Origin of the sequence: Paenibacillus sp. OT2-17 (assembly GCF_009827695.1) — a bacterium.
GTDB classification, from domain to species: domain Bacteria; phylum Bacillota; class Bacilli; order Paenibacillales; family Paenibacillaceae; genus Paenibacillus; species Paenibacillus polymyxa_B.
In genome coordinates, this window is sequence record NZ_WUDQ01000614.1 from 1 (window position 1) to 2,089 (window position 2,089).

At 50.3% G+C, this 2,089-nt stretch carries 3 protein-coding genes; all 3 read left to right on the plus strand.

All coding sequences use genetic code 11. The features are described from left to right. Window positions 1–12: 12 nt before the first annotated feature. Window positions 13–294 (plus strand): CopG family ribbon-helix-helix protein, encoded by a 282-nt coding sequence (locus GRP75_RS25245; RefSeq protein WP_007429334.1) that lies wholly within the window; start codon window positions 13–15, stop codon window positions 292–294. A gap of 6 nt (window positions 295–300) precedes the next feature. Continuing rightward, complete coding sequence (locus GRP75_RS25250; RefSeq protein ID WP_007429335.1) at window positions 301–651, plus strand: type II toxin-antitoxin system PemK/MazF family toxin; 351 nt, start codon at window positions 301–303, stop codon at window positions 649–651. Window positions 652–830: 179 nt separating this feature from the next. Next, window positions 831–2,089, plus strand: a 1,259-nt coding sequence (locus tag GRP75_RS25255) for a Tex-like N-terminal domain-containing protein (RefSeq protein WP_272917238.1), incomplete at its 3' end; no start/stop codon positions are given.

Sequence of the window (2,089 nt, forward strand, 5' to 3'; positions counted from 1 at the left end):
GTGGAAGAGAAGTTGGCCAATTTGCAGAACACCAAAAGAATAATGATCAGTTTGCCAGATCATCTCTTGCAGGAAGTGGACGGGATCGTAGCTATGGAAAATTCCAACCGCAGTGAATTTATCAGGCAGGCCATGAAGCTGTATGTAGGCGAACGTAAAAAACGTTACATTCGTGAAGCTATGCAGCGTGGATACATGGAAATGGCTAAAATCAACTTAACCATGGCATCCGAAGCCTTTCACGCGGAGGAAGATGCAAACAGCACCTTGGGCCGTACAGTTAGCGGGGTGTAATCCATATTGATCGTAAAGCGCGGCGACGTTTTTTTTGCAGACCTTTCACCCGTAGTCGGTTCCGAGCAAGGTGGCGTCAGACCTGTGCTGATCATTCAAAATGATATCGGCAACCGGTTTAGTCCTACTGTGATCGTAGCAGCTATCACCGCTCAGATTCAGAAGGCAAAGCTGCCTACACACGTGGAAATCGACGCGGCGACGCATGGCTTTGATCGTGATTCTGTTGTTCTTCTGGAGCAAATTCGGACGATCGACAAGCAAAGGCTTACCGACAAAATCACCCATTTAGATGAAGAAACCATGCGCAAAGTGAGCGATTCGCTACAAATCAGTCTCGGTTTGATTGATTTTTAGCGTGATGGAACGACGAGTGAAACGGGAAAAGGGCAGCGCTTGGGCGCTGCCCTTTTGCGTGTCCAATGAAAAATGCAGGTAGGGCTTGCTTTAACGTCACCTGCTGGCGCTTTGAATCTTTTTTTGTGATAATGAAAGACATGGTGTACGACAAGAGCTGTGAGGAAGAAGGGATAGGTTTGTCTAACGAGGAAACGAAGACGGAAATCCGGCAGGAGCCGAACGAAGCAGAACGCCAAGAGCGGATTGTCAAACAAGTGGCGAGAGAGCTGTCGCTGGCACTCAAGCAAATCCGGACAACGATCAGTTTGTTGGATGAAGGGAATACAATTCCTTTTATCGCGCGTTATCGTAAGGAAATGACAGGAGAGCTGGATGAAAATCAGCTGCGTGAAATTGAAGATCGTGTGGTGTATTTGCGTAATCTGGAGGATCGTAAGGTAGAGGTCATCCGCATTATTGATGAGCAGGGCAAGCTGACGGAAGACCTGCAGACTGCTATCACCTCTGCGGTTAAACTTCAGGAAGTGGAGGATCTGTATCGTCCGTATCGGCAAAAACGCAAAACCCGCGCCAGTGTAGCGAAGGAACGGGGACTGGAGCCGCTGTCCATCTGGATCTGGAGCCAGCCGAAACAGGGCGATGCTCTGAAAGAAGCCGAGTCTTATGTTAATGCGGAACTGGGAGTGGACAGCGCCGAGGCGGCCATCCAAGGAGCCTTGGACATTTTAGCTGAAAATATAGCGGATGATGCGGCTATTCGCCAATGGGTACGCCGATATACGCTGGACCATGGTATGTTGACCTCCGAAGCGAAGGACGCGGAGCAAGAATCCGTGTATGAAAACTACTACAGCTATCGTGAGCTCGCTAAGAAAATGCCACCTCACCGTATTCTGGCAATTAATCGCGGGGAGCGGGAAGGCATTCTTAAGGTTGGTCTGGAGGTGGCGCCAGATTCCATTTACAATTACGTGGCTGGCCAAGTGATTAAAGGATCGTCTGTCGTGCAAGATCTGCTGCGCAGTGTCATTGAGGATGCGTATAAAAGACTTATCGCGCCATCTATCGAGCGTGAAGTACGCGCTGAAATGACGGAGAAGGGCGAGCAGCAGGCCATCTCCATCTTTGCAGGCAACTTGCGCAGCCTGTTGCTACAGGCTCCGATCAAGGGCCGACGTGTGCTCGGTGTCGATCCGGCCTATCGGACAGGCTGTAAGCTGGCGGTTGTCGATGACACCGGCAAGCTGCTCGAAGTGGCTGTAACGTATCCGACACCGCCGAATAACAAGAAGCGCGAGGCTGCTGAAAAGTTCAAGCAGCTAATTGCCCAATATGGTATCGAATTGATTGTCATTGGTAACGGAACCGCTTCGCGCGAGACAGAGCAATTTGTAGCGGAAGTCATTGCGGACATTGGTGACAGCAGTCTAGCGTA